This window comes from Actinobacillus suis ATCC 33415, assembly GCF_000739435.1.
GTDB classification, from domain to species: Bacteria; Pseudomonadota; Gammaproteobacteria; order Enterobacterales; family Pasteurellaceae; genus Actinobacillus; species Actinobacillus suis.
This window is the reverse complement of record NZ_CP009159.1, coordinates 2,236,089-2,256,178: the sequence shown is the minus strand read 5'-3', so window position 1 is coordinate 2,256,178 and position 20,090 is coordinate 2,236,089. Positions and strand designations below refer to the sequence as shown.

The window sequence follows — 20,090 nt, the reverse complement described above, 5'->3', positions numbered from 1 at the left end:
AGCTATCAGGGTTTCTGAATATGGCTCCTCCTGCGGGACTCGAACCTGCGACATATGGATTAACAGTCCACCGTTCTACCGACTGAACTAAGGAGGAATTGAATTTTTGCAATTAATGGTGCCTCGAGGCGGAATCGAACCACCGACACGGGGATTTTCAATCCCCTGCTCTACCGACTGAGCTATCGAGGCATCTCGTTGATTGCGAGAGTTTATTATGCAATTATTTTAACTCAGCGTCAAGCTCTCCAAGATAACTTTTTGAAAAGCTAGCAAAAGCAAATTGCTAATAAAGTGAAGCCCTAATGAAAATCATCAGGGCTTCGAAATATGGCTCCTCCTGCGGGACTCGAACCTGCGACATATGGATTAACAGTCCACCGTTCTACCGACTGAACTAAGGAGGAATAGATGGTGCCTCGAGGCGGAATCGAACCACCGACACGGGGATTTTCAATCCCCTGCTCTACCGACTGAGCTATCGAGGCAACGTCTTGTTGCGGGGTGCATTATGCTGATTTCACCCCACTTCGTCAAACACTTTTTTTAAAAATTTAAAAAACTTGGTTTAAACGTGCTTTTTTTGTACTTTTTGCTTTAAAAAACAACAAATTATCGAACGTGTAAATATTTTTCTCGCGCTTTCGTTACTTTCTTCAAATAATTTCTTGCTTGGCTTGAAGGGTGCGCGGTTGTCAAAATACGATAAACCGCATCCGGAGATAAATCATTGATACGATCAATCGCATCATATTTATCATAATCAAATACTTTAAGCACTGCTCCCGCACCGCTGTTATAAGCGGAGATCATTGCATAACGTTTTGCCACCGGATTGGTGATACCGTCTAAATATTCATCCCGTAAAATGGTTAAGTATAACGTCCCTGCATCAATATTCTGTGTCGGATTATACAAATAAGCGCGATCAGGCTGACCACCAAATCCTTTACGAGCAAAAATATCACGTCCGGCAGTACGAGGCACAACCTGCATCAAACCGATCGCATTCGCATAACTTACCGCATACGGGTTGAATGCCGATTCAACTTCCATAATACCTAAAATCAGGCTCGGTTCGATGCCGTAGCGTTTCGCCATTTTACGTACCAACGGCAAATATTGGCGTGCACGCACTTCAATATGTCCTGCTACCATTTTAATAGTTACATAAGTCACTGTTCTACCATTTTGAAGACGGCGAGTTTGTAATTTATTTTGAATTAAATAGGTCGCAAAGTCATTGGCAATAGCAACATTATTAATATCACGTCCGAATTGGTCGTTCACCTGACCGGCAAGGAAAGGATTGCTGCTAATCGGCGCATCACCGGAAGCAAATAAGTCGATCCCCTTAGGGTCTGATCCCATTAATAAGGTGTGAATAATACTATTACGTAAGTGATTTTGATCGCCCAAAGTTTCAATCGTAATTTGACCGTCTTCGAAAGAAATGTGGCTACGAGTGTAAAACTTATCCGTATATTTTACGTAATCTTTTTTACTTGCGACTAAAAGCTCGTTACTTCCCCAAATATCATCAATATTATGCGAGAATTGTCCGGTTAAAATATCTAAACCGTTAGTGTCTTTGGTGTAATCAACTTTCGTTTTAGTTCTTTTCACTTTTTTGGTACTGCTACCACAAGCGGCTAAGAACGGAATTACCAACAACAACGGTAAATACTTAGTATATTTTTTCATTAAAAATCAATGCCTTATTACTTCTGTTCGACAGGAACATAACCATCAATCTGAACCTCTTTGCCTTCAAACAAGAAATTTACCATTTCTGTTTCTAGCAATTTACGGTGTTCTGGGTTCATCATGCTTAACTTTTTCTCATTCACGAGCATAGTTTGTTTTTTAATCCATTCCGACCACGCTTGTTTACTAATAGAATCAAAAATACGCTTACCCAATTCGCCTGGATATAATTGAAAATCTAAGCCTTCAGCTTCTTGTTTTAAATACTCACAAAATACAATACGAGCCATTTTTTATTCCTTATTAGTGCTAGTTAGCGTTAAACTGAGTTCGTCCAAAATACGTTTTACGGGCGTTGCCAAACCTATTTCGCTCGGTAATTGTAAATCATACCAATAATTAGCGGTTGAAGATACTGAAAGGCGATAATTTCCGCAATTTTCTTGTACGACAAGCGGTTGATTTTTAGCATTTTTTTGCAAATCCAGATCTACCAAAATCGGGGTAATATCCAAATGAAAATGGCTAAATGTGTGGCGAAATGCGATTAACTGCTGGGAAATTTGCAAACTCTGTTCGGAAAGTGAGCGCTTAAGCGTATCCGCATCTTCAAACTGCGGAAACACGTATAATCCGCCCCAAAGCCCTTTTGCTTCACGCTGTTCCAATAAAATCTTGCTGCCCGATTTGATAATCAAAAAATAAGCCTGTCGTTCCGGCAACACTTTCTTCGGTTTTTTTGCCGGAAATTTATCCCATGCTTCAAGCCGATTCGCTTCGCATAAATTCACTAATGGGCATAGCGAGCATTTCGGTTTGCTGCGAGTACATACCATAGCTCCGAGATCCATCATCGCCTGATTAAAATCGGCAACTTGGCTGTTCGGCGTAACACTTGCAGTTAATTGCCACAATTTATTTTCTACGCTTTTTTCACCGCTCCAGCCTTCCACCGCAAATGCACGAGAAAGCACCCGTTTTACATTACCGTCTAAAATCGGATGCGGTGCATTTAACACGGACGATAAAATCGCACCCGCCGTACTACGCCCAACACCTGAAAGCGCCAAAACATCATCAAAATCGGTCGGAAATTCACCACCGAATTGATCTCGAATTTGTTGTGCGGCTTTATGCAAATTTCTGGCGCGTGCGTAATAACCTAATCCTGTCCACAAATGCAAAACTTCATCAATATGTGCATCAGCTAAGTCTGTCACCGTTGGAAAACGTTCAATAAAACGTTCAAAATATGGAATAACTGTAACAACTTGGGTTTGTTGTAACATCACTTCCGACAACCAAACACCATATAAGGTTTTATTTTGTTGCCAAGGTAAATGTTTACGCCCATACTGTGCAAACCAAGCTAATACTGCTTTGGCAAACGGCTGAGCCGGATCAGATTGTGCTAAAGGAAACTGTAATTTTGTTTTCACTCGAAGCCTTTTAATATCAAAATAATATCAAGCCGTGCATCATAACCTAAGCGGTCATATTTAACAGTTTTTTTGCAAAACTTTTACAAGGAAATTTATGCTAACACCCATTCTCGGCTTTCATCATGTGGCGATTATTGCCGGTGATTATGCCAAATCCAAACATTTTTATACGCAAATTCTCGGTGCGGAAATTATTGAAGAAACTTACCGTGCAGCACGTGAAAGCTATAAGCTCGATCTTCGTTTTGCCGACGGCTCGCAAATTGAATTATTTAGCTTCCCGAATCCGCCTAAGCGACCGAATACGCCAGAAGCCTGCGGCTTGCGCCATTTAGCGTTTCGTGTGAAAGATGTGCAACAAGCGGTCGAATTTTTAGCAAAAAATGCGGTGGAATGTGAACCGATTCGAATTGATGATTTGACCGGTAAACGCTTCACTTTCTTTAAAGATCCGGACGGTTTACCGTTAGAATTTTATGAAATTTAAGGGTTGAAAATTTAAGCAACTCGACTTATAGTAAGAACACGGCAAGTGAATACCTGCCGTGTAGTTGGTTTTAGGTTATTACTGCGCTGGTGAGCAAACAAGTAATAACACTAAAAAGATAATGATAAGCCAAAATGCTTTCATTTCTCGTTCTCCTTATATCAGATTGTTAAACAAAGCTGATCGAGATTAAGTTATTACCTGACCCGCCAGTCAGGTAATAACAACCTGACCAACCGTTAATCAGCTTGACACAAAAACCGCTTTGCAAAAAGCGGTTTTTTTCTTTATAAATCAAAGACTATTATGCAATTTCCTTCTCTTTCTTGCGGCATATTAATCAAACGTTATAAACGTTTTTTAGCCGATATTCTGCTGCCCAACGGCGAGCAAATTACCCTACATTGTCCGAACACCGGTGCAATGACCGGCTGTGCCACTACCGGCGATATCGTTTGGTTTTCCACTTCCGATAATCCGAAACGCAAATATGCTTACACTTGGGAACTGACCCAAACTCAAGCGGGCGATTTTATTTGTGTGAATACTCAACGAGCTAATCAGCTGGTGCAAGAGGCCTTAGAAAAGCGTTGGATCACCGAACTCGCCAAGTATCAAACTATATTACCCGAACAAAAATACGGCTCGGAAAACAGCCGCATTGATTTTTTACTAAAAGCGGACAATCAGCCCGACTGTTTTGTAGAAGTAAAATCCACCACCTTACTTACTGAAAACGGTTTGGGGATGTTCCCTGATGCCAAAACAGAACGAGGACAAAAACACTTGCGAGAACTGGCTGAGATTGCTGAATCTGGGCAACAAGCGGTTATATTTTTTGCAATTTTACATACCGGTATCCAACGTTTTGCCGTGGCAAAACAGATTGATCCACAATATGCTGCTTTATTTGAACAAGCGAAAAAAACCGGGGTAAAAGTGTTGGCGTATAAAGCCCAGATCGAATTAGCACAAGACAAACCAGTGGCGATGAATTTGCAATTTTCTTGTGAAATCTGACCGCTTGTCCTTGAAAAAGACAAATTTCCCCCCATTTAACACCACAGTTTTCCCTAAAAGAAAGGACAAGGATTTAATATGACAACGATCGTATGTGTTCGTAAAGATGGCAAAGTCGCTATCGGTGGTGACGGACAAGCAACGCTAGGTAATTGTGTAGAAAAAGGCACGGTACGCAAAGTGCGCCGTATGTACAAAGATAAAGTGGTAACCGGCTTTGCAGGTTCAACTGCCGATGCGTTTATCTTACGTGATTTATTCGAGAAAAAATTAGAATTACACCAAGGTCACTTAATCAAATCTGCGGTGGAATTAGCAAAAGAATGGCGTACCGAACGTTCACTACGAAAATTAGAAGCGATGATGATTGTAGCAAACGAAAGCGAATTTTTATTAGTTTCAGGCTCGGGCGATGTAATTGAGCCGGAACAAGATGTGTTAGCAATCGGCTCCGGCGGTAATTATGCAAAAGCCGCAGCACTTGCACTACTTCGCACGCAAAATAATTTATCTGCAAAAGAAATCGTGGCGGAAGCATTAAAAATCGCCGGTGATATTGATATTTACTCAAATCATAATCACGTAATCGAAGAAGTTTAAAAAAATGTCCCCCTCTTTAGAAAAGAGGGGTTAGGGGAGATTTGATGACAAGGTCAAATTTTCGTATGAGCGTAATGCTATTCTGCCAAATCTCCCCCTGCCCCTCTTTGCTAAAGAGGGGAGTTATTTAGAAGGAACAAAAAATATGTCAATGACCCCTCGTGAAATTGTGTCGGAATTAGACGCGCATATTATCGGACAAAACGAAGCAAAACGTGCGGTGGCAATTGCCCTACGTAACCGTTGGAGAAGAATGCAATTACCGGAAGATCTCCGCCAAGAAGTCACGCCTAAAAACATTCTGATGATCGGCCCGACCGGTGTGGGTAAAACCGAAATCGCACGCCGTTTAGCAAAATTAGCTAACGCACCTTTTATTAAAGTGGAAGCAACTAAATTCACCGAAGTGGGTTATGTCGGTAAAGAAGTCGATTCGATTATCAAAGATCTGACCGATGTAGCGGTGAAATTAGTTAAATCACAAGCGGTCGAGAAAAACCGTATGCGTGCGCAGGATGCGGCAGAAGATCGTATTTTAGATGTGTTATTGCCGCCAGCAAAAGATCAATGGGGTAACGTACAAGAAAGCGATAACAACTCAACCCGCCAAGTATTCCGCAAAAAATTGCGTGAAGGTCAGCTTGATGACAAAGAAATCGAAATCGATGTTGCGGCACAAGTGAGCGTAGAAATTATGACACCGCCGGGTATGGAAGAAATGACTTCGCAACTTCAATCGTTATTTGAAGGTATGTCGCCGAACAAAACCAAAAAACGCAAAATGAAAATCAAAGATGCGTTGAAAGTGATGGTGGATGAAGAAGCGGCAAAACTGGTAAATCCGGAAGAGCTAAAACAACAAGCGATTGAAGCGGTTGAACAACACGGTATCGTATTTATTGATGAGATCGACAAAATCTGTAAAAAAGGCGAACACTCTGGTGGCGATGTTTCTCGTGAAGGTGTACAACGTGATTTACTACCGATTATCGAAGGTTCTACGGTCAATACTAAACACGGTATGGTAAAAACCGACCATATTTTATTTATCTGTTCAGGTGCATTCCAAGTAGCTCGCCCGTCAGATTTATTACCGGAATTACAAGGTCGTTTACCAATTCGTGTTGAATTAAAATCACTGACTAAAGAAGATTTCGAGCGTATCCTCACCGAACCGAACGCTTCATTAACGTTACAATATCGTGAGTTAATGAAAACTGAAGGGGTGGAAATTGAATTCACCAAAGACGGTATCAGCAAAATCGCCGAATCGGCATTCCGTGTAAACGAAAAAACCGAAAATATCGGCGCTCGCCGTTTACATACAGTGTTAGAACGCCTGATGGACGGTATCTCATTCGACGCAAGCGAACGCTCAGGCGAGAAAATTGTAATTGATGAGAAATACGTACAAGATGCGTTAAATGACGTAGTTGAGAATGAAGATTTAAGTCGTTTTATTCTTTAATTAACGGATAACAAGCGGTCAAAATTTGCAAATTTTTTGCGGATTTTGACCGCTTTTCATATATATCTAGTGAACGCCTACAATGGCGTTTGCCTATACAAGCACCTTAGTAAATAATCACCCTCCCCCCTTGTGGGAGAAGGACAGATTTTTCTTCGTACAGAAGAAAAATCAGGGAGAGAGGGAAACGCTTATTGCCCACGCACGGAGCCGTACGTGGTTACGATCAGCCTAAGGCTGAGTGAGTCACGCTGTGGCTCTAAATTTCTCTATAATGGCACTTGCAAATTTCCGTGTAAGAGCCTAGCTATTCTTGCGTCCCTTATAAGTATCATAATTATTTATAAGGAGACATTATGCACAACTTACTTCGTCGTTTTCAAAAATCTGATATTGATATTCTGATCTTACGTTTATCGCTTTTTATTGTATTTGCGACTTTCGGGGTATTTAAATGGTTTGATTTTGAGGTGGAGGCACTCAAGCCGTTGATTTCAAATAGCTGGTTAAGTTTTTTATATGATTGGTTTGGTTTCTATGGCACAAGCTATGTATTAGGGACAATTGAAGGGATTACTTACCTAAGCTTATTTGCAGGAATTTTCTCACCAAGAGCGGGAATTATCGGTGCATTAGGTTTATTAGGTACCGGTGTCGTGACGCTTAGTTTGTTATTCCAACTCGGCTTTAATAGCTTTATTTTCAAAGACTTCTTGCTAATCGGTGGAGCAATTGTGTTATTAAAATACGAGTTAAATCGTATCAATCCGTAACCCTAAAAAAATAGCGAGTAATCTACTCGCTATTTTTTATTCCTTAGGTAAAGTGAGCTTACGCTCCCTCTTTTTTATCCGAATTATTTTTTCAATAAATCACGGATTTCTGTTAATAATTTTTCTTCTGCTGATGGTTCAGCCGGTGCAGCTTCTGCTGGTTTTTTAAGTTTGTTGATCACTTTAACCATACCGAATACTGCGATTGCAATAATTAAGAAATCAAATACGTTTTGGATGAATGCGCCGTATTTTAACATTACCGCTTCAGCACCTTCTTTTGCTGGTGCGATTTCAACCGCAAGATCTTTAAAATCTACGCCGCCAATTAACCAACCGATAGGTGGCATTACTACATCGCTTACTAATGAAGATACGATTTTACCGAATGCACCACCGATGATCACACCGACAGCCATATCAACTACGTTACCTTTAACGGCGAATTCACGAAACTCTTTTAAGATACTCATTTGCTTTTCCTTTGAAAATAAAACACTCTATGCCCACCATTAGGCAATGGCGGGCGATTATAAAGCAAACGTTAAAATCCGATTAACATATTTAACTAAATTTACACTCATCTGAGTTTGTTTAACATTTGTCCAAATTGCGCAACTTGTTGCCAATTTGTATATTCATATTCTCGACTTGCGTCCGTTTCGCCTTTAGTTAATTTCATAATTAACTGAATACAAAGGCGATCAAATAACGTATAGCGAGGATATAACAACGCACCGGCAATCACTTCCACTTTTGTCGGCTTCCATTTAATTCTAGCGAGAAACTTACGAGTATAAACGTTGGTCTCCGGTGTCTTTCGATTCTCTTTACGCGCAGTCAGATTCACGCTGAAAAATGCAGAAGGCTTTTGGTTAAGCAGTGGATGATACCGCTCAATAAACTTATACACCGTTTGATCAAAATGTCCGTATCGAATCGAAGCACCAATTACAATTTGATCGGCACTTGCAAGTTTTTCGGTAAAATCGACCGCTTGTTGCTTAAGTGAAACCAATTCCACTTCATGCTCAATTTCAGCAGCAATCGCCTGCGCAATGCGCTCTGTCTGCCCGTCCGTCGTAAAATAGAGAATTAGGGTTTTCATTTATTCATTCCGTTTTTATGATTAATCTTTCCAAAACACCGGACTTAGAATTACTAATAAGGTAAATACTTCTAAACGCCCGCAAACCATCGCAATCGTCAGCACCCATTTAGCGCCGTCCGGTACTTGGGTAAAGTTACTGCTTACGCTGCCTAGTGCCGGTCCCAAATTATTTAATGAGGCGATCACCGCATTAAATGCATCAAAAGTTTCCATACCAAAGGCGATACTGCCAAGCCAACACATAATAAACACAAACACATAAGCAGAGAAAAACGCCCAAATCCCTTCCTCAATACGATCTGAAAAAATATGCGTACCTAACTTGATCGGTTTAACCGAATTTGGGTGTACGAAACGGTGAATTTCTCGATTAGCTTGCAAATACAGTAACATCACACGAATCACTTTCAAGCCGCCACCGGTTGAGCCGGCACAACCACCGATAAATGACGCCATCACCAATAAGATCGGTAAAAATGACGGCCATTGGCTGAAATCATTGGTGGTAAAACCGGCTGTGGTTGAAATCGAGACCGATTGGAACAGTGCTTGCTGGAAAGTCATCTGCGAATCTTCAAAATAGTTATAACCGCTCAAAATTGCCAAACAAACTAGAAATAAGCCAAGCTGAATAAAGGTAAACGAACGGAACTCATAATCCTTCCAATATAAGCGCTTAAACAGATTACCGGAACGTTTACTATTTTTATCTTTAAGGCGATCGATTAAGGCAAAATGTAACCCGAAGTTACAAGACGAAATCAATAAAAACACCACAGTGATCAGATTAATTGCACCACTGTTAAAGTAGCCCATACTTGCATCATGCGTTGAAAAACCACCGATGGAAATCGTAGCAAAACTATGGCAAATCGCATCAAACCATGTCATCCCCGCCATTTTAAATGCAAGGGTACATAAGATGGTTAAAGTGAAATAAATCTGCCAAAGTAACTTGGAAATTTCCGCAATCCGAGGGCGCATTTTTTGGTCTTTTAACGGCCCCGGCATTTCGGCGCGATATAATTTACCCAAACCAATCAACGGAATAATCGCAATCGCTAATACGATGATCCCCATACCGCCCAACCATTGCAGGAATTGGCGATAGAACAAAATCGCTTTCGGCAAGCTGTCCAAACCGGTGATCACCGTTGCGCCGGTGGTGGTAAGTCCCGAAAACGATTCGAAAATCGATTCACTAATATTTAAATTCGGGTGCTCTAAAATAATAAAAGGTACTGCCCCTAATGAGCCCAGTACCACCCAGAACAAGACCACGATTAAAAAACCTTCCCGTGAGCGGAGTTCTTCTTTTCGATCTCGGCAAAACCACCATAAAAGTGCGCCAACCGAAAATGTGAGTAGGAACGATTGTAAAAATTCTCGACCGCCACCATCACCATAAATCAGTGCGACAAACGCCGGTAAAAGCATCGTAACCGAAAAGCTCATTACCAAAATTCCGACAATGCGGATAATAGTTAAAAACTGCACAAAGCCCTCAAAGTGTTTCTATAAGCGGTTAAATAAGGCGGGATTTTAGCAAAAAAGCGCCCATACATAAATTAATCCAGTTTGTTAAGCTGCAACTTACCGGAGAAACGTTGCGTCAATTGTTCACTTAGCGGCGCAATATCTGCCGGATTAATCGCCAAATTCAACTCAATTACCTCGGTAAAATGCTGCTCAAGCAACTCAATATCGTAGCTATTCAGCAAATGTTGCACGGTGTTGAATTGATCGTATTCGCATACCAAGCGGTAATTTTGGCGCAATACTTTGCGCTGTTTTTCCACTTGCAATAACGCCTGTTGCACGCCGCCACCGTATGCTTTAACCAAACCACCGGTACCTAATTGAATACCGCCGTAATAGCGCACCACAACTGCGGTAATTTCACCCAGCCCTGAACCTAATAAATAATTTAGCATCGGTTTACCGGCAGTACCGGAAGGCTCACCGTCATCCGAAAAACCGTATTGTTGCGAATCATTCGGCATTCCCGCCACCGTGGCCCAGCACCAATGGCGTGCTTGAGGATGAAGCATTTTCATTTCCGCCCAAAACGCTTTCGCCTGTTCCATACCTTCCGTATGACGTAAGTATGTGATAAATCGACTCTTTTTGATTTCTTCCTCAAAAATTACCGGCTGTTGAGGGATAAAGTATTCCATATGTCATCATGCTCAAATAAAAGATTAGATCATACCCTAATTGCAAGAAATTGGCGATTTTTGACCGCTTGCGGTTAAAAAATGGAGAAAAAAGTTGCATATATTGTACAAAAAAGGATATCTTCAACCGGCAAACACCATTCTATTTTGAGGAAATTTCCATGAAAATCCCACCAAAACTCTCATTCTTAGCCACCATGCTACTTGCAGGCTTCGCACAGGCGGAACAAACCCAAATTAAATTAGGCACAGGCAGTGACACCGGACTTTATTTCGTGGCCGGCAATGCGATTTGCCAATTTGTAAATCGCAGTGAAAATCACACCGCTTGTAAAGCGCTTGCCAGCGATGCTTCGGTCGATAATTTGAATAAAATTGCAAACAGTCAGTTAGAAATGGGCATTGTGCAGTCGGATTGGCAATATCATGCTTATCACGGCACCAGTTCATTTGAAGGCAAACAGAACGACAAACTACGAGCGATTTTCTCAATTTATCCCGAGCCGTTTACCTTAGTAGTACGCAACGATTCCGCTATTCAATCGGTCGATGATTTACAAGGTAAAAAAGTCAATGTCGGCGTGGACGGTTCCGGTACACAAGCAACGATGAATGTATTACTAAAAACCAAAGGCTGGACTGAAGCGAATTTCAAAGAAGCGTTAAAACTCACACCGGCTGAAATGGGTAACGCATTATGCGAAAAAGATGTGGATGCGATTAGCTATAATGTCGGTCACCCGAATGCTGCACTCAAAGAAACCGCGAATAGTTGTGATATTCGCTTGATTCCGGTGGCTGATGAAGTGGTGAGCAAATTAGTAGCGGAACAAGGCTATTACGCGAAAGCGACGATTCCAGCAAAAGTTTATAAAGGTGTTGAACAAGCGGTCGATTCTTTCGGGGTTTATGCAACTTTAGTGACTTCAAGCGATGTGAGTGAGGAACAAGTTTACCGAGTAGTAAAAGCGGTATTTGAAAACTTTGATCGCTTCAAAAAATCACATCCGGCATTTGCTCATTTATCCGAAACGGAAATGGTCAAAAACGCCCTCTCCGCCCCACTTCATTCAGGCGCTGCGAAATATTATAAAGAGCGTGGTTGGTTATAATTGCCAATGACGAGTACCGTTTAAATGATCACCCTCTCCCCCTTGTGGGAGAGGACGAGATTTTTCTTCGTGTTACGATCAGCTTTCAGCTGAGTGAGTCAGGCTGTGGCTCTAAATCTTCTTTGCGATGCTTCTCGTATTTGGCAAGTACCTTTATTTTTCTCATATATCAATCAATTATCTATCAGGGAGACTGTCACTATCTTTCTGTGCAATCCGTGTTTTCTGTGGTTAAAAATATTTCGCACAAAACACAGCTGCTGCATTTCTTCTGTTACAATTCCGTTATCCATTCACTTATCAACGAAAAATTATGTCAAAACTTAATATTATTTTTGCCGGCACACCTGATTTTGCCGCACAACACTTACAAGCATTATTAGATTCAGAACATAATGTAATTGCGGTTTATACCCAACCGGACAAACCTGCCGGCAGAGGTAAAAAACTGCAAGCCAGCCCAGTAAAACAATTAGCCGAACAACATAACATTCCGGTATATCAACCAAAATCCTTACGTAAAGAAGAAGCACAAGCGGAATTAAAAGCACTGAATGCCGATGTGATGGTAGTGGTAGCCTACGGTTTAATCTTACCGGAAGCGGTACTGAATGCGCCGAAATACGGTTGTTTAAATGTACATGGTTCACTGTTACCACGCTGGCGTGGTGCGGCACCGATTCAACGTTCGATTTGGGCGGGCGATCAGGAAACCGGCGTGACCATTATGCAAATGGATATCGGCTTAGATACCGGCGATATGTTACACAAAGTTACCACACCGATTGCCGCAGACGAAACCTCCGCTTCGTTATATGCCAAATTAGCCGAACTTGCACCGCCGGCGTTATTAGAGGTGTTAAACGGTTTAGAAAGCCAAGCATTTAAAGCGGAAAAACAAGATGAAGCGCTTTCCAACTATGCGGAAAAACTCTCAAAAGAAGAAGCAAAATTAGACTGGAATTTGACCGCTTGTCAGCTGGAACGCAATATTCGAGCGTTTAACCCATGGCCGATTAGTTTCCTCACGTTAGAGGTGGACGGCGTAGAACAAAGCGTGAAAGTGTATCAAGCGAATGTGTTACCACATCAAGCTAAGGTTGCCGGTACAGTATTACAAGCGGATAAAAATGGTATTCAAATTGCAACGCAAGACGGTGTGTTAAATATCACTCAATTACAACCTTCCGGTAAAAAACCAATGTCCGTGCAAGACTTCCTTAACGGACGTGCCGATTGGTTTGCAGTAGGCAAACAACTCTAAAAATATAAAAACTCTCTGATACCGGAAAACATAACGCACACACTTAGCATAATTATTCCATTAGCGTTGTGTTTTCCGTCATAACAGGAACACAATATGCCAAACATCAACATCCATAACGCCTTATTTTCCCTTGCTCAACACAATAAACTGTCGATTGAATCACTGGAAATCAATACTCACGATTTTTGGGTAATTGTCGGCGGTAACGGCTCGGGCAAAACCGCCTTCGCCCAAGCACTACATAATTCACTTTCACTATATTCGGGCGAATATCAAAACAATTTCCACCATATCGCTTTACTTTCCTTCGAGCAGCAACAAAAAATCATCGAGCAAATCTTTAAACACCGTAACAACGATATGGTTTCACCGGATGATTTCGGATTGACTGCCCGTCAAATTATCTTAAACGGTAGCGAAAAAACGCAATTATGCGAGGAATATGCGGCTAAATTACGTATTCAGCTGTTATTAGATTGCCCGTTTATTCAGCTCTCCACCGGCGAAAGCCGCAAAGTGTTATTTTGCCAAATGTTGGTTAGTGAACCGGATTTATTGATTCTAGATGAGCCTTTCGAAGGGTTAGACCAAGCCTCGGTCGCTTATTGGCAAGACGTTATGGCGCAACTCGGAAAGCAAATGGCGGTGGTTCTGATTTCTAACCGCTTTAACGACATCCCGGACTGTGCCACGCATATTGCTTTGTTAGATAATCTGCAACTGATTTTACAAGGCGAACGCCAAGCGATTGAGCAACAAGCGGTCTATTCTCAGCTAAAATTTGCAGAACAGAATGTGAATGCACCGTTACCGGGCAGTGCTGCACCGCTGATTCAACTCCCACCGAATACCAATCCGTTCGAACTAAAAAACGTGATGATTCGTTACGGCGATAAAACCATTATTGATGACTTAACTTGGACGGTTGCGCCGAAGCAACATTGGTGGATTAAAGGTCCGAACGGAGCCGGCAAATCGACCTTGCTTTCGATTATTACCGGTGACCATCCGCAAGCCTATGCTAATTACGTACATTTATTCGGACGTCAGCGTGGTTCGGGCGAAACGATTTGGGATATTAAGAAAAATATCGGCTATGTGAGCAGCCAATTACATATGGATTATCGGGTGAATTGCTCTGCGTTAGACGTAATTTTATCCGGCTTTTTTGATTCAATCGGCGTTTACCAACAAGTGCCAAGTGCCTTACAGCTAAAAGCAATGGAATGGCTAGAACGCTTGCATTTAGCTAATCTGGCGAAAAAACCGTTCCGTTCACTTTCATGGGGGCAACAACGTTTATTATTGATTACTCGAGCTATGGTAAAACATCCGCCGATTTTGATTTTAGACGAACCGCTGCAAGGTTTGGACGGCGTAAACCGCAAATTAGTTAAACAGTTTATCGAACAGCTTGTGACTAATAGTCAAACCCTGTTGCTATTTGTTTCGCATCAAGATGCGGACGCCCCAAATTGCATTACGCATTTATTTGAATTTGTTCCGCAAGAGAATGGTGGTTATCGATACGTACAGATGGCTTTAAATTAGCTTTTTCACATTTCCCCCCTCTCCCTGCTTTTTCTTCTAAACGAAGAAAAATCTGTCCCTCTCCCACAAGGGGAGAGGGTGATCATTTAAAAGGTATTCGCCATAGATAAAATAACAACGAGGAAAGATTGAAAGCCACAGCGTGGCTCACTCAGCCGTAGGCTGATCATAACCACGTACGGCTCGCCGTGCGTGGGGTTAGCTAAGAGCTATTGCGTGGCATTATAAAACTTATAAGCCTCATCCATATTTTCGAATTTATGCATAATGCCCTTATCAAGCACCATTGCATTATCGCAATATTCCTTCATTGCAGACGGGCTATGCGAAACTAAAATAATCGAACGGTCTTTACGCTTCTCAAATAACTCATGCTTACATTTTGCCGCAAAACGAGAGTCACCTACCGCAATCACTTCATCAATTAAGTAGCAATCAAACTCCACCGAAAGCGACAAAGCAAAAGCCAGTCGGGCTTTCATACCGGAGGAATATTTCTTAACCGGCTCATATAAATAATCGCCAAGCTCGGAGAACTCTTCGGTAAATGCTTTCACATAATCGAAATCAGCATTATAAATCCGACAAATAAAACGCAGGTTATCCATACCGGTTAAACTGCCTTGAAATGCTCCACTAAACGCAAGCGGCCAAGAAATCGACATATGGCGTTCAATCGTACCGGTTGTTGGTGGCTCAACACCGCTCATTAAGCGAATTAAGGTTGACTTACCTGCACCGTTACGCCCCAGAATACCGATTTTTTCGCCTTTATGCAGGTCAAAATTGATATTCTGTAACACGGTTTTCCAACCGCTATTAGTATGATAGCGCTTGCTCACATCTTTTACACTGATCATTGCGGTTCAATTCCTTTACTGAAGTTTCGCACGAGAATCAGCCCCAATAACAGCATTGCCAAATCGCATACTACTAAAAAACCGATATTTTCATACGTTGGGACTAAATCGCCAAAATAGCCGTGACGAAACATTTCCGTACCACTAATCATCGGCACCCATTGGGCAATTTCACGAATTTGTGATGGTAGTGAATGTACGAAGAAAAATGCACCGGACAGCGGTAATAATACAAAACTTAACGTGTTCCAAATTTTGCCAAACACCTCAATCTTTTGTGCTAACGAACAAATAATCAGACCTAACCCAAAGGCAAAAAATGCCATTAAAGTCCAAGCCAGCACCATGTAAAACACATCTTTCGGCGGATCTATCCAGCCGATAAAAACTAAAACCGCCGTTATAAGAATCTGGGCAACAGTCGCACCGGCAACTTCCAATAACATACGAGCAAAAATCGTATCTAATACCCGTACGTTACGGTGATATAGAAGGCTTAAGTTAGCGGAAATTGAGCCAATTGCTCGATTTGATACATTTCGCCACATCATTGCCATCGGATAGCCGGTAATCGTAAACGCTACAATATTTAACGTAGAAACCTTATCCGCTCGGAAAAACTTCCACATTAACACAATCAAAAATGTTAATAGCAACGGCTCAATAAACAACCATAAAAAGCCTAAGTTCTTACGCCCATAGCGGGTAATAATCTCCCGCATCAACAGCGCATAAATCACACGCCCCTGAATGGCTAACGATTGTCGAAACGTTGTTTGGTCACCATATTGCATTAGTTTTTATGCTCTCTCACACTTGTGATTAATAAACCGAAAATTCCATATAACATTAAACCGATAATAAAAGTCGCAATAATGTTATATAAACGGCTTGGTGCCAAAGCCCAGTCCGGTTTACTTGGTTGACTGATAACTTCTAAATAAAGTTGCTGACGGTCGGCTTCGCCTCGGGTGTTATGTAATGATGCCATTGCTGCGGTCAGTTGTTGCTGCGCTAATTCATTAGCTAACACTAAACGCTGATAATCCGCCGATTGATTCGCAACCGAGCTACCCGTATTACCCGAAAGCTGTTTTGACTGCTCATCAATTTCTTTACGTAAACTTTTTTGGCGCATCAGTAGTGCATCAACCTGAGGGTTATCTGGTGTAATTGACTGCAACTGCGCCAATTGCGTTTCCACACGAATCAGTTCACTTTTCAGACTCGAAATTAAAGAAAGCTGTACGCCCGATTGTGCCGGCAGATCAAAAATTTTATTTTTGATACGATATTTACTTAACGCTTCCGCAGTTTCATTAACATTTTTTTCCGCTTCTTGCACCGCTTGAGCAGCAAACTCGAGCGTATCTTTACGACCTCGAGCATTTAAACGGTTAATCAAGTCTTCACCCAGTCTTAACAATTTCTCATTTAACTGCTGCCCCTCACTCGCTTCAAACGCTTGTACACGTAAAGTCGCAATCCCTGATACGGAATCCACATCAATGCTTAAACGATCTTTAAAATAGCGGAAAAACGCCTCTTGCGTATCATTTAAACCGAAACCGTTAAAACGGCTCAGAATATCGCCTTTTGTTGCATAGAAATCACGAACCGGTAATTCGGTTTGTAATTGTTCTAATGCCGTACGAGAACGCATATATTCTTGCACTGAATACGTGTCGTCTTGCGAACGAGTAAAACCTGTTCCTTGTAACAACGCTCCCACGCCCGAAAGCGAAGACTGATTACGTGGCGAACGCACCACAAAACTTGATTCGGAAACATAAATATCCGAAGCAAACAGCCCAAAATAAATGGCTGAAAATAATGTTGGAAAAATAACCGTTAACCAAAGCAATGGATTTAACTTTCTTAATAAGCTTTTTTTCTTAGGTTTATTCGGTTTTTCTGCGGTAATCGCTACCATTATCCTTTCCTCTAAATAGATTTATCGTTATAAGGTCTATTGACCGCAATTAATAGCTACGAATACTGTTAGTAGTACTCGTAATCGGTGATGTTACTGAGAAAATCATTCTTAAGAATTTTTGGAACTCAGACAATGGTGCATTCGAAACATACACAATATCTTTATCCTGCATTGGGAAACGCTGTAATAAAAACATTGATTGCGGCTCGAGTAAATTCACACGATAAACCGTCGGCACATCCATGCCGATACCATAACCTTTTGCCTCCCATTGTGCTTGTTGATCTAAACTCAACTGGGCAAAAGGCACATGGCGAAACACAAATACCCCTCTCGGATCCGAACGGGTATCAATTAAACCGCCCATCTTACCGATAGCCTCGGCAAGCGTAATACCCTTACTGGAGAATTTCATTTGCTGGTTATTACCCACTGCACCTAAACCGGTAAAGCTATAAGGTGTATTCAACAGCGAAACCACATCGCCGGCACGTAACATAATATTTTGTGCCGGATCAGAAATTAAGGTTTCAAACGCCAACGTTTTTACTTGAGAGCCACGAGTTAATTTAACCGTCACATCTTCAATGTTTTCCGTTGTCCCGCCTACCGCTGCCACCGCATCTAACACACGCTCATTATTTGCAGTTAACGGCATACGAATACTGTTGCCCTGACGAATAACCGTCACATCCGCAGAGTTATTATTGGCTATTTTAACTAATACCTGCGGCTGATTTGCCTTACGCTGCAACGCACCGACAATTTGAGACTGAATCGCTTCCGGTGTTTTACCCGCTACACGAATATTGCCGACAAACGGCACAGTAACCGTACCGTTTTGGTTAACCATTTGCGCCGGTAATTGGGTTAAATGCCCACTACCCTGCCCTTCAGAACTGAAAGTACCGCCAAACAACACTGCCGGCGGCGCTTCCCAAATCGAAATTTCAAGCACGTCCCCTACATTGACCGCACCGGCATATCCAGCACCGCCAGCCGTGCCTAAAAAGCCGGAAAATTGCTGACTTTGCTGAGTCTGATACAACTGCTGAACTAAGCCATTATCTAACTCCACTAAATTAACTTCCGGTAAAGGTTTATCTGAATTCTGGGAATTAGCCTCTAAAATCGCACTATGGCTAGGGCCTGAAGTGGGTAAGCTTGAGCAGGCAGCTAAACTGGCAACCAGCCCAGAAAGGAGTAATCTAAATTTGATGGGTTTCATCTAATATCTCTTCAATATATTAAGGAAAAATACCCATAATAGGGTACACCTTAAAATCTACATAAATATTGATTTTAATAAGTTACCTAATCAAGAGAAATTAAATATAAAAAATTTACATAAAAGAACCAAGATGTATAAAAACAAATCATTTGCAAAGAAAGTAAATTAAGAGGAGAGCCCTGCAGATAAGCATTATAATCCAAAATTTATATAAAATATAATCGATAATATAATGAACAAAATGAATAGAAAATTTTCTAAGTTACTAAAAAATCCACATATTTTTTTTAGGGATTTTCTAAACAAAAAATACCCTATAAAAAATACAGAACTACCATTTGCGGAGTCTGAAGAAGCGAATCTAATCGAAGCACATCAAAAGCTAGATAAGATTATTCAAAAGAATACTCTCCGTCAGTCTGATATTGACGTGGTATTTACTTGGGTAGATGGATCTGATCCACTATGGCAATCCAAATATCATCAGTATGCTCCAAATTACCAAGCAAATTCTGCTCTGTATGCAACAGATATCGCCCGATTTGAAGATCATAATGAATTATATTATTCAGTACATGCTGTACTTAAATTTATGCCTTGGGTCAGACATATATTTATTGTAACAGATAATCAAAAGCCAAAGTGGTTGGATGAGGCTTACCAAGAAAAAATTACGTTAATTAGCCATCAGGATATTATAGATAAAGAATATCTTCCTACATTTAATTCACATGTAATTGAAGCATTTCTACATAAAATTCCTAATTTAAGCGAGAATTTTATCTATTTTAATGATGATGTCTTTATTGCACGAGAACTACAAGCTGAACACTTTTTCCAAGCAAATGGCATTGCCTCTATATTTATGTCGGAAAAAAGCCTCACTCAAATGCGTGATAGAGGCACTATTACACCGACTCTTTCTGCTTCGGAATATAGTATTCGCTTACTAAACAAATATTACAACACAAATATTGACTCACCACTCGTACACACTTATATCCCATTGAAAAAAAGTATGTATGAATTGGCATGGCAGCGTTATGAGAAAGAAATTCTTGGATTTTTACCCAATAAATTAAGAACAAATCACGATTTAAATTTTGCAAACTTTCTTATTCCTTGGTTAATGTATTTCGAAGGGAAAGCAATGCCTAAAATAGATATTTGTTATTATTTTAATATTAGATCTCCAAATGCACTTACACAATATAAAAAACTTTTAAATAAAAAAAACATAGGCGAACAGCCTAATTCATTTTGCGCAAATGATTTTAATAGTCAAAAAAGTATTAACAACTATCAAAATCAATTGTTTTCTTTTTTAAACTCCTATTACAGTTAAGGA

At 40.9% G+C, this 20,090-nt stretch carries 20 protein-coding genes and 4 tRNA genes; 9 read left to right on the top strand and 15 right to left on the bottom strand.

Translation table 11 applies throughout. From position 1 onward, the window contains the following. Window positions 1-21: 21 nt before the first annotated feature. From ASU1_RS10500 to mutY, 7 genes are all read right to left on the bottom strand, one after another. Window positions 22-97, bottom strand: a tRNA-Asn gene (locus ASU1_RS10500). A 19-nt stretch (window positions 98-116) separates the two neighbouring features. Beyond that, a tRNA-Phe gene (locus tag ASU1_RS10495) sits at window positions 117-192 on the bottom strand. Window positions 193-331: 139 nt separating this feature from the next. Then, window positions 332-407: transfer RNA gene (locus ASU1_RS10490), tRNA-Asn, on the bottom strand. 5 nt (window positions 408-412) lie between these two features. Continuing rightward, window positions 413-488: transfer RNA gene (locus ASU1_RS10485), tRNA-Phe, on the bottom strand. Window positions 489-612: 124 nt separating this feature from the next. Continuing rightward, on the bottom strand, window positions 613-1,704 hold the full coding sequence (gene mltC, locus ASU1_RS10480; protein WP_015674329.1) for a membrane-bound lytic murein transglycosylase MltC: 1,092 nt from the start codon (window positions 1,702-1,704) through the stop codon (window positions 613-615). Between the two features lie 17 nt (window positions 1,705-1,721). Next, on the bottom strand, window positions 1,722-1,997 hold the full coding sequence (locus tag ASU1_RS10475; RefSeq protein WP_015674328.1) for an oxidative damage protection protein: 276 nt from the start codon (window positions 1,995-1,997) through the stop codon (window positions 1,722-1,724). 3 nt (window positions 1,998-2,000) lie between these two features. After that, a complete protein-coding gene (gene mutY, locus ASU1_RS10470; protein WP_015674327.1) occupies window positions 2,001-3,146 on the bottom strand; it encodes an A/G-specific adenine glycosylase in 1,146 nt (381 codons plus the stop codon). Between the two features lie 97 nt (window positions 3,147-3,243). Here mutY and gloA2 point away from each other — a divergent pair, with 97 nt between their 5' ends. The 5 genes from gloA2 to ASU1_RS10445 all read left to right on the top strand — a co-directional run bounded on the left by gloA2 (window position 3,244) and on the right by ASU1_RS10445 (window position 7,497). Continuing rightward, window positions 3,244-3,636 (top strand): SMU1112c/YaeR family gloxylase I-like metalloprotein, encoded by a 393-nt coding sequence (gene gloA2, locus ASU1_RS10465; RefSeq protein ID WP_015674326.1) that lies wholly within the window; start codon window positions 3,244-3,246, stop codon window positions 3,634-3,636. A 306-nt stretch (window positions 3,637-3,942) separates the two neighbouring features. Further along, window positions 3,943-4,656 (top strand): DNA/RNA nuclease SfsA, encoded by a 714-nt coding sequence (gene sfsA, locus ASU1_RS10460; RefSeq protein WP_015674325.1) that lies wholly within the window; start codon window positions 3,943-3,945, stop codon window positions 4,654-4,656. A gap of 78 nt (window positions 4,657-4,734) precedes the next feature. Next, window positions 4,735-5,256: an ATP-dependent protease subunit HslV gene (gene hslV, locus ASU1_RS10455; RefSeq protein WP_005613306.1), complete on the top strand. Its 522-nt coding sequence runs from the start codon at window positions 4,735-4,737 to the stop codon at window positions 5,254-5,256. A gap of 145 nt (window positions 5,257-5,401) precedes the next feature. Then, window positions 5,402-6,724: an HslU--HslV peptidase ATPase subunit gene (hslU, locus tag ASU1_RS10450; RefSeq protein WP_015674324.1), complete on the top strand. Its 1,323-nt coding sequence runs from the start codon at window positions 5,402-5,404 to the stop codon at window positions 6,722-6,724. Window positions 6,725-7,080: 356 nt separating this feature from the next. Next, window positions 7,081-7,497: a DUF417 family protein gene (locus tag ASU1_RS10445; protein WP_015674323.1), complete on the top strand. Its 417-nt coding sequence runs from the start codon at window positions 7,081-7,083 to the stop codon at window positions 7,495-7,497. An 83-nt stretch (window positions 7,498-7,580) separates the two neighbouring features. Here ASU1_RS10445 and mscL read toward each other — a convergent pair whose 3' ends face one another. The 4 genes from mscL to ASU1_RS10425 form a co-directional block, all read right to left on the bottom strand. After that, window positions 7,581-7,970, bottom strand: coding sequence for a large-conductance mechanosensitive channel protein MscL (gene mscL, locus ASU1_RS10440; protein WP_015674322.1), 390 nt, complete (start codon window positions 7,968-7,970; stop codon window positions 7,581-7,583). A 107-nt stretch (window positions 7,971-8,077) separates the two neighbouring features. After that, entirely contained in the window at window positions 8,078-8,605 is a 528-nt protein-coding gene (gene hemG / locus ASU1_RS10435; protein WP_015674321.1) for a menaquinone-dependent protoporphyrinogen IX dehydrogenase, read from the bottom strand. Between the two features lie 21 nt (window positions 8,606-8,626). After that, on the bottom strand, window positions 8,627-10,105 hold the full coding sequence (locus tag ASU1_RS10430) for a TrkH family potassium uptake protein (protein ID WP_015674320.1): 1,479 nt from the start codon (window positions 10,103-10,105) through the stop codon (window positions 8,627-8,629). Window positions 10,106-10,176: 71 nt separating this feature from the next. After that, window positions 10,177-10,785 carry a YigZ family protein gene (locus ASU1_RS10425; RefSeq protein WP_015674319.1) on the bottom strand — a complete coding sequence of 203 codons (609 nt, stop codon included), beginning with the start codon at window positions 10,783-10,785 and terminating at the stop codon, window positions 10,177-10,179. A 161-nt stretch (window positions 10,786-10,946) separates the two neighbouring features. Here ASU1_RS10425 and ASU1_RS10420 point away from each other — a divergent pair, with 161 nt between their 5' ends. The 3 genes from ASU1_RS10420 (at window position 10,947) to modF (ending at window position 14,715) form a co-directional block, all read left to right on the top strand. Beyond that, window positions 10,947-11,897 (top strand): TAXI family TRAP transporter solute-binding subunit, encoded by a 951-nt coding sequence (locus tag ASU1_RS10420; protein ID WP_015674318.1) that lies wholly within the window; start codon window positions 10,947-10,949, stop codon window positions 11,895-11,897. Between the two features lie 313 nt (window positions 11,898-12,210). Then, window positions 12,211-13,161, top strand: a complete 951-nt coding sequence (gene fmt, locus ASU1_RS10415; protein WP_015674317.1) for a methionyl-tRNA formyltransferase — start codon at window positions 12,211-12,213, stop codon at window positions 13,159-13,161. 96 nt (window positions 13,162-13,257) lie between these two features. After that, window positions 13,258-14,715: a molybdate ABC transporter ATP-binding protein ModF gene (gene modF, locus ASU1_RS10410; RefSeq protein ID WP_015674316.1), complete on the top strand. Its 1,458-nt coding sequence runs from the start codon at window positions 13,258-13,260 to the stop codon at window positions 14,713-14,715. A 209-nt stretch (window positions 14,716-14,924) separates the two neighbouring features. Here the strand turns inward: modF and ASU1_RS10405 are convergent, their stop codons facing one another. Genes ASU1_RS10405 through ASU1_RS10390 form a run of 4 tightly spaced genes read right to left on the bottom strand, consistent with a single transcriptional unit; the run spans window position 14,925 to window position 18,739 of the window. Further along, window positions 14,925-15,575: an ABC transporter ATP-binding protein gene (locus tag ASU1_RS10405; RefSeq protein ID WP_015674315.1), complete on the bottom strand. Its 651-nt coding sequence runs from the start codon at window positions 15,573-15,575 to the stop codon at window positions 14,925-14,927. After that, window positions 15,572-16,369 (bottom strand): ABC transporter permease, encoded by a 798-nt coding sequence (locus tag ASU1_RS10400; RefSeq protein ID WP_015674314.1) that lies wholly within the window; start codon window positions 16,367-16,369, stop codon window positions 15,572-15,574. Before ASU1_RS10400 ends, ASU1_RS10405 begins: the two co-directional genes overlap by 4 nt. Next, complete coding sequence (locus ASU1_RS10395; protein ID WP_015674313.1) at window positions 16,369-17,508, bottom strand: capsule polysaccharide transporter; 1,140 nt, start codon at window positions 17,506-17,508, stop codon at window positions 16,369-16,371. Before ASU1_RS10395 ends, ASU1_RS10400 begins: the two co-directional genes overlap by 1 nt. A gap of 49 nt (window positions 17,509-17,557) precedes the next feature. Beyond that, on the bottom strand, window positions 17,558-18,739 hold the full coding sequence (locus tag ASU1_RS10390; protein ID WP_015674312.1) for a polysaccharide biosynthesis/export family protein: 1,182 nt from the start codon (window positions 18,737-18,739) through the stop codon (window positions 17,558-17,560). A 235-nt stretch (window positions 18,740-18,974) separates the two neighbouring features. Between ASU1_RS10390 and ASU1_RS10385 the strand changes: the two genes are divergently transcribed. Further along, a complete protein-coding gene (locus ASU1_RS10385; protein WP_039195563.1) occupies window positions 18,975-20,087 on the top strand; it encodes a stealth family protein in 1,113 nt (370 codons plus the stop codon). The last annotated feature ends 3 nt before the right edge of the window (window positions 20,088-20,090 follow it).